General features: G+C 72.0%; 5 protein-coding genes. All 5 read left to right on the top strand.

Annotated elements, in window-relative coordinates; translation table 11 throughout:
• Positions 1 to 2,409, top strand: a 2,409-nt coding sequence (gene sppA, locus HNV26_RS36185) for a signal peptide peptidase SppA (protein ID WP_171453001.1), incomplete at its 5' end; no start/stop codon positions are given.
• Positions 2,410 to 2,676: 267 nt separating this feature from the next.
• Entirely contained in the window at positions 2,677 to 4,233 is a 1,557-nt protein-coding gene (rho, locus tag HNV26_RS36180) for a transcription termination factor Rho (RefSeq protein WP_171443586.1), read from the top strand.
• Positions 4,234 to 4,286: 53 nt separating this feature from the next.
• Positions 4,287 to 4,556 (top strand): hypothetical protein, encoded by a 270-nt coding sequence (locus HNV26_RS36175; RefSeq protein WP_011552550.1) that lies wholly within the window; start codon positions 4,287 to 4,289, stop codon positions 4,554 to 4,556.
• Positions 4,557 to 4,559: 3 nt separating this feature from the next.
• Positions 4,560 to 6,467 (top strand): DUF4129 domain-containing protein, encoded by a 1,908-nt coding sequence (locus HNV26_RS36170; protein WP_171443585.1) that lies wholly within the window; start codon positions 4,560 to 4,562, stop codon positions 6,465 to 6,467.
• Positions 6,460 to 7,740 (top strand): DUF4350 domain-containing protein, encoded by a 1,281-nt coding sequence (locus tag HNV26_RS36165; RefSeq protein WP_171443584.1) that lies wholly within the window; start codon positions 6,460 to 6,462, stop codon positions 7,738 to 7,740. The genes HNV26_RS36170 and HNV26_RS36165 overlap by 8 nt, the downstream gene beginning before the upstream one ends.
• Positions 7,741 to 7,759: the final 19 nt, after the last annotated feature.

Genomic DNA, 7,759 nt, shown 5'->3' with positions numbered 1-7,759 from the left:
GACAGGCCCTCCCGGGGGCTGACGCTGCCGCCCACGGGCGCCGCGCTGGTGGATGAAGCCACCGCCCTGTCGCTCAACCCCGCGGGCCTGGGCTTCGTCAACGGCAGTCAGCTCTTCTACCTGCACGAGCGCAACCTCGTTCATGACGGCCTGGGAGACGGCGTCTTCCTGGCCACGCGCCTGCTCGGCCTGGGCGTGGGCGGCGCCATGGAGTGGATTCGCGGACGGGCGGAGCCGGACTACCGCCGCACGTCCCTGGGTCTCTCCCTGGGCACGAGCACGTTGCAGCTCGGCGGTTCGTGGCACGCCTACGGTTCATCCAACCGGGACATCGACGCGCTGGACACCTTCGACGTGGGCCTCACGGCGCGCCCCCTGCGGGCGCTGTCGTTGGGCGCGGTGGTGCGCGACATCAACGCCCCCGCCGAGGGCACGCTGGCGCTGAAGCGGCAGTACAACCTGGGTGTGGGCGTGCGCCCGTTGGATGAGCGCTACACGCTGGGCGTGGACTGGCGCTTCTCCGAAGGCGCCTTCCGCCAGGGCCAAGCGACGTACACCGTCAACGCGGAGGTGATTCCGGGCCTCCGCCTGGGCGCGGGCATGTCGCATGGCTTCACCTCCGGGGTGCCCATCGCGCTCCAGGTGGCGGCCACGGTGGACACCTCGCACCTGGGCCTCACCTACGCGGCGGGCGGGACGAACGCGGGGCTGGACCACCTGGTGGCGGTGCGCCTGTCGTCGGAGACCTACCGCTCCATCGCGCCGCGCGGCGGCGTGGTGACGCTGCTGGACTTGAATGACGCATTGAGCGGCGGCACCAGCCCCGTCCTCTCGTGGCTGGGCGTCAGTGAGGCGGACCCGTACCTGCGGCTGACGCGGTGGCTGGACCTGGCCACCCAGGACGACCGGCTGGCCGGCGTGGTGGTGAAGATGGAGAGCCTGCCCGGGGTGAGCTGGGGCAAGGCGGAGGAGCTGCGTCAGGCGCTGCTGCGGCTGCGCGCGTCCGGCAAGCGGGTGATGGCGGTGGTGCTGTCCACGGACGACCTGGGCTACTTCGTCGCCTCGGCGGCGGACCGCATCTACGCGCTGCAGGAGTCGATTCTCTACATCAACGGTCTCGCCGTGCACCTCCAGACGTACGGCGGGACGATGGAGAAGCTGGGCGTGCACTGGGACGTGGCGCGGGTGGGCCGCTTCAAGACGGCCCCGGAGCAGCTCACCCGCACCGAGCCCAGCGACGCGTCCTTGGAGTCCACGAACGCCTACCTGGACACGGAGGTGGCCGTCTACGAGAAGGCCGTGCAGGAGGGCCGCAAGGTGCCCGTGGAGCGGCTGCACGCGCTGTGGGCACTGGGACTGCCCCACCCGAAGCGCGCGGTGGAGCTGGGGTTGATGGACGGCGTCATCTCCTCGACGGAGCTGGACAAGAAGGTGGCGGAGCTCGTGCCGGGCGGACGCTTCAGCACCACGTACGCGCCGCGCGACGAGCGCGATGGCCGCTGGGCCCGCCGGCGCCGCATCGCCGTGGTGCCGGTGCTGGGTGACATCATCGGCGGCCGCAGCCGCGAGGACCCGCTGGGCTTCAGCCGCCTCGCGGGCGCGGAGACGGTCATTCGCGCGCTGGAGCAGGCGCAGTCGGACCCGAGCGTGGCGGCCATCGTCGTGCGCGTGGACTCGGGCGGCGGCGAGGTGCTGGCGTCCCACCTGATGTACGAAGCCGTGATGGAGGCGGCCAGACACAAGCCCGTCGTCGCCTCCATGGGGGACATGGCCGCGTCCGGTGGCTACTACGCCGCCATTGGCGCGCACGAGGTGTTCGCCCTGCCCACCACGCTGACGGGCAGCATCGGCGTCTTCTACATCAAGCCCGCCGTCGAGGGCCTGCTGGGCGGGCTGTTGGGCGTGCACCAGGCGAGCCTCACCCGCGCGCCGCTAGCGGACATCCTGGACGTGTGGCGTCCCTGGACGCCGGAGGAGCAGGAGGCGGCCCAGGCGTGGGCGGACGCCTCCTACGACAGCTTCATCACCGAGGTGGCGCTGCGGCGGAGGATGGACAAGGCGAAGGTGGACGAGGTCGCCCGGGGCCGGGTGTGGAGCGGCCAGGACGCGCTCGCCCGCGGACTGGTGGACAAGCTGGGCGGCCTGCTGGAAGCGGTGGACTCCGCGCGGATGCGGGCCGGAATCCCTCCGGACGAGGAGTTGGACCTGGTGGTGATGGGCGAGGCGCGGGGCTTCTTCTCCGCGCTGGGCGGTGAGCCCGGGGTGCGCGCCGCGCTGTCCCTGCTGCCCGCGCAAGAGCCCGCCCTGCCCGAGTCCCTGCGGGCGCTGGCCCGCTCGGCGGGCCTGAACCTGATGTTGCTCCAGCCGGGCGTGAAGGCGATGTTGCCCTTCCAGATAACCGTCCGCTGAGGCCATGGCGGCGGCCCTGAATCAACAGGTGGGGGGGCGGCCGGACGACACCGCGCGAAAAAAGCGGCAGCGCCGTCCCCGGCCTCTGTTACAGTTACCCCTGCACTCCGGACGGCTTTGGGCCGCCAGGGTGCTCCAGGAAACGGCGGTTCGGCCTGCTCGTCACCAGGGCCCCGCGTCCGCTTCCTGTCCCACGGCCTGAGTCACCTTGCGTCCCCGCCCTCCTCGTGGAGCGGCCGCCCGGGGCGCACACAGTCTGGAACGTTCATGAGCGAAAACCCCGATAACCGCGACCCACGTGATGCCCCCCCTGTTCCCGCCGCCCGCGCCGTGGCGCCGCCCGAGCCGGACGATGACGGTGGCGACGAGGGCGACGACGAGGGGCCCGACGACGGTGATTCCGGCGGGGGCGCACAGGGTGGCGCCCCCGGGCAGCCCGGCCAGGCCACCGGCCGCCGCCGCCGCCGTCGCCGCCGTCGCCGTGGCGCGCAGGTCCTCTTCACCCCGGACGGCCAGGCCTACCGGATGCAGCCGGGGCCGGACGGCCAGCAGGTCCAGGTGTTCCTCACGCCGCAGGAGCTGGAGCAGTACCGCCAGCGGCAGGCGCAGCAACAACAGCAACAGCAACAGCAGCAGCCACCGCAGCCGGCGCACGGCGGCGGGGGCCAGCAGCACGCCCGCCACGCGCAGCACGGGGGCGGCGGCCAGCAGGCCTCGCAGCAGGCGAACCTGTCGCCGGTGGAGGGCGTGCTGGACACGGAGGCCAAGGGCCCCAACGCCTTCCTGCGCCAGCTCAAGCGCAACCTGCTGGCGGCGCCGGATGACCCGGAGCTGCCCAAGAATCTGGTCCAGAAGCTGCGGCTGCGGCAGGGCCAGTACATCACCGCCTTCGCGCAGATGCGGGGCCACAAGGGCGTCATCCAGAAGGTGGACACGGTGGACGGCCGGCCGCTCGAGGGCGCGCCGCGGCTGCCGCACTTCGCGGACCTGACGTCGGTGGACCCCACCGAGCGGCTCAAGCTGGAGAACGGTCACAAGGAGATGGTGACCCGGGTGCTGGACCTCATCTCACCCATTGGCAAGGGACAGCGCGCGCTCATCGTCGCCCCGCCCAAGACGGGCAAGACGATCATGCTCCAGCGCATCGCCCAGGCCATCCTCTCCAACCACCCGGAGTGCCACGTCATGGTGGTGCTCATCGACGAGCGTCCGGAAGAAGTGACGGACATGCGGCGGAGCATCAAGGCGGAGGTGCTGGCCTCCAGCTCCGACCGCCCCACCGCGGACCACCTGAAGGTGGCGGAGCTGGCCCTGGAGCGCGCGCGCCGGCTGGTGGAGTCGGGCAAGGACGTGGTCATCCTCCTGGACTCGATTACGCGTCTGGCCCGCGCCTTCAACAAGGAGGTCGACAACTCCGGCCGCACCATGTCCGGCGGCGTGGACAGCCGCGCCCTGGAGCGCCCCAAGCGCATCTTCGGCGCCGCCCGCGCGACGGAGGAGGCGGGCTCGCTGACCATCATCGGCACGGCGCTCATCGACACCGGCAGCCGCATGGACGAGGTCATCTTCGAGGAGTTCAAGGGAACGGGTAACTCCGAAGTCACCCTGGACCGGCTCCTGGCGGAGAAGCGCGTCTTCCCGGCCGTCAACATCGCCCAGTCCGGCACGCGCAAGGAGGAGAAGCTCTTCACCCTGCGCGAGTACGAGAAGGTGAAGAAGCTGCGGCAGATGCTCTTCTCCGTGAAGCCGGTGGAGGCCATGGAGGCGCTCGTGAAGCGGCTGTCCCGGTACACGTACAACGACGAGTTCCTGGACGAGCTGTAGTCCCCCGCTTCGGGAATGGTACGGCGGGCCCGGGTGTGCGTTAAGGTGGCGGCATGATTCAAGGCTCGGGCCGCTGCCACTACCACCCGGAGCGCGCCGGCCTCGGCGTCTGCGTGGAGTGCCGGCGTGTCATCTGCCGGGAATGCACCACGCAGTTCGAGGGCATCAACCGCTGCGCCAGCTGCCTGGACCAGCGCCTCAAGGCGCTGGAGGGCCCGGGTGAGCGCCGCGAGTGGTCGGCGGGCAACGTGGTGCTGGCGCTGATGAGCCTGGCGCTCGTCTTCGGCGGCATCCTCCTGCTGGCCCAAGTGGCGGCGAGCTAGCCCATGGCCGTCTCCGCGCTCGAACTCCGCCCGCGCAACGCGGTGGCCTTGATGGACGCCGCGCTGCGCCTGTGCACCCGCAACGCGGGCGTCTGGGCCCTCACCCTGCCCGGCGGCGCGGCCGTGGTGGCCGCCATGCTGTACCTGGCGGAGTCGGTGCGCATGGGCTGGCCGCTCGTGGTGCCGTCGCTGCTGCTGACGCTGGCGTGGTTCCTCCGGGGGCTGGGCCAGGGCGCGACGTGCCATTACGTGCAGGAGCTGCTGCTGGGCACTCAGGGCGAGCCCTCCGCGTGGGCCTCGCTCAAGGCCGCGCTGGGTCGGATGCCCGCGCTCTTCATCGCCGTGGCGTACCTGCTGGGCCTCAACACCCTGGTGGTGATGTTGACGGGAGGCTTCGGCTACATCCTGCTGCAGTCCCACGGGGTGGGCTACGCGGCGGTGATGCAGGGGCGTGGCAGCCCGCTGAAGCTCTACGGCACGTGCTCACGGCTGCTGGGACCGGCGCGAGGCACCGCGCTGTGGGTCCGCGTCCTCATGTCCGTGCAGGTGCTGGCCTTCTTCAACCTGCACATCGCCTTCAACTTCCTGCTGTTCCTGGGCCGCAAGCTGGTGGGCGTGGACCTGACGTTCGCGGAGCGCTTCGCCTCGCTGGACAACGGCCAGTGGCTGATCTTCCTCGCGGTGACGACGTTCGCCCTCTTCGAGCCGGTGCGCGCCGCGACGGCCACGCTGCTGCTGGTGGACGGGCGCGTGCGTCAGGAAGGGCTCGACCTGCTGGCCAGCGTCCAGCAGCTCCCGTCCCGGGATTTGGGGCGTCCTCTTCCTCCGCCGGGCGCGACGCGTGGCGCGGCGATGCTGGCGGTGGTGCTGGGCCTGGGCCTGCTGACGGCGGCGCCGGCCCATGCCCAGGACGCCGAGGACGCGAAGCCCCTGGCCCCCGCCGAGGCGCTGCGGCGGCTGGGCGAGGTCACGGAGGCGTGTGAGGCCTCGGCGGATGAGGACACCGCGGGCCTGTACGCGCCCCTGGAGTCCCTGGGGCCCGCCGAAGCCGTGAAGCTGGAACGCTTCGTCCGCCGCGTGGAGCGGCAGGCCTTCGACGAGGAGGACTGCGACAAGGCCCGCGCCACGCTGACGCAGGGGCTCACCACGATGGGCGCCACCGTGGACGCCCAGGCCCGGGCGGATGCGCGTGCCGCCGCCGCGCGGGCGAAGGACATCCTGGCCCGGCCCGAGTTCGCGGAGGCCGCGCCCAAGGCGGAGAAGGACGCCCCCGAGCCCACAGCCCCCCCCGAGACGCCAGACTGGTGGCAGCGCTTCATCGACTGGCTGGGGGCGCAGCTGAAGAAGCTGTTCGAGCGGGAGCCGGCGCAACCGCGGCAGGAGACGGCACAGCCATTCCTCACCGGCGCCAGCGTGGCCAACGTGCTGGTGGTCGTGCTGGTGACGCTCACCCTCGCGGTGCTGGGCGTGGTGCTGCTGCGGGCGCTGAACCGCGACAAGCGCCGCGCGGGCGCCGAAGGTGTGCAGGTGTCCACGGTGGACGCGTCCACGCTGGCGGGGGACGCCCACCACGCGCTGTCACGCCCTCCCGAGGGCTGGGCCCACCTGGCGGACGAGCTGGCGGCGCGGGGGGCCTACCGCGAAGCGGTGCGCAGCCTCTACCTGGCGCTGCTATCCCGGCTCCACCGCGACGGCGCCATCCTCTATGACGAGACGCTGAGCAACTGGGACTACCTGTCTCAGTTCCGGGGCCGCGCGGAATGGAAGGCCCCCTTCCGAGAGCTGACGCGGCGCTTCGACTTCGCCTGGTACGGCAACCTGCCGGTGGGCGTGGACGGCTACCGCGAGTTCCGCGCGCTCACCGAGCCCCTGCTGGCCGCGCCGTCACGCCCGGAGGTGGCCCGTGCGTGACCGTTTCCCGCTGCTGGTGGTGGGGGGCCTGCTGCTCACCGCGGTGCTGACCACCTTCCTGGTCCGAGGCGCCCGGCGCAACACGTTCGCGGACACGCTGTCCACGTACCGCGCGCAGGAGGACGGCGCGCGGGCCCTGTTCCTGCTGGCCCAGGAGAGCGGCTTGCCGGTGACGCGCCGCATGGCGGACCTGCGCATCGTGTCCGGACTGGGCACGCCGGTGCTGCTGGCGGTGGAGGTTTCCGGCGCCTCCGAGCACGACCCGGACCAGACGGCGCTGGCCGCCGAGCCCGACGCGGGCCTGGCCGACGAACACGTCCCCCGCACCGGCTTCAACGCCTTTCGCGCGGCCGAGCTGGACGACGATGAAACCGAGCAACTGCTGAAGCACGTGCGCGAGGGAGGCAGCGCCGTCTACGTGCCGTGGGGCTCGCGGGAGAACCCGGTGCTGCAAGCCCTGGACGTGAAGCTCTTCAAGGCGGACACCACCCTCCCCATGCGCACGCTGGTGCCGCCCCAGCCCACGCCGTACACGCTGGGCGTGGAGCGCGTGGAGGCGAAGGTCCAGGCCTACCTGGAGCTGCCCCAGACGGCCGTCCCCGTCCTGGAGGACGAACGGCTGGGCATGTTCGTGGCGGCGGTGGTGCCGTACGGGCAGGGCCGCGTGCTGGTGGTGGGCGCCCCGGAGCTGGCGATGAACCAGGCCCTGGCGCGCGCGGACAACGCGCAGTTCTGGCTCAGCGCCCTGGCGTCAATCGGCCCCGGTCCCATCGAATTCGATGAGTTCCACCACGGCTTCACCAACGAGCGCTCGGTGGTGGACTTCGCGCGCCGCTACGGCCTGCACTTCGCCGTGTTGCAATTGCTGCTCGGCGTGGCGCTGTGGTCGGTGTCGCTCAAGCGCTTCGGCCGGCCGCGGCCTCCGCCCGAGTCCTCGCGCGTGGGCGCCACCGACGCGCTCTTCGCCATGGGCCGGCTCTATCGCGAGGGCCGGCACCACGGATTCTCCGCCCAGCTCATCCTTCGGGGCCTCACCCAGGACCTGGCCCTGCACGCGGGCCTGCCCGCGCATGCGTCCGCGGACGCTGTGGCCCACGGCCTGCGCGAGCGTGGCCGCGCGGACCTGGCCCAGGGGCTCGAGGCGCTCACCACGGACAGCCGCGCGGTGACGCGCGACACGGACCTCCAGCAGCTCGCAGAGCGCGCGGCGCGGCTGCGACAACGCCTTCATTCCGCCGGCGCCGCCCGGCCCAGCCCTCCCGAAACGACATGAACGACACCCTGTCCGCCCC

Source organism: Myxococcus xanthus, assembly GCF_013116825.1.
Taxonomy (GTDB): Bacteria; Myxococcota; Myxococcia; order Myxococcales; family Myxococcaceae; genus Myxococcus; species Myxococcus xanthus_B.
This window is presented reverse-complemented; position numbering and strand designations above follow the sequence as displayed.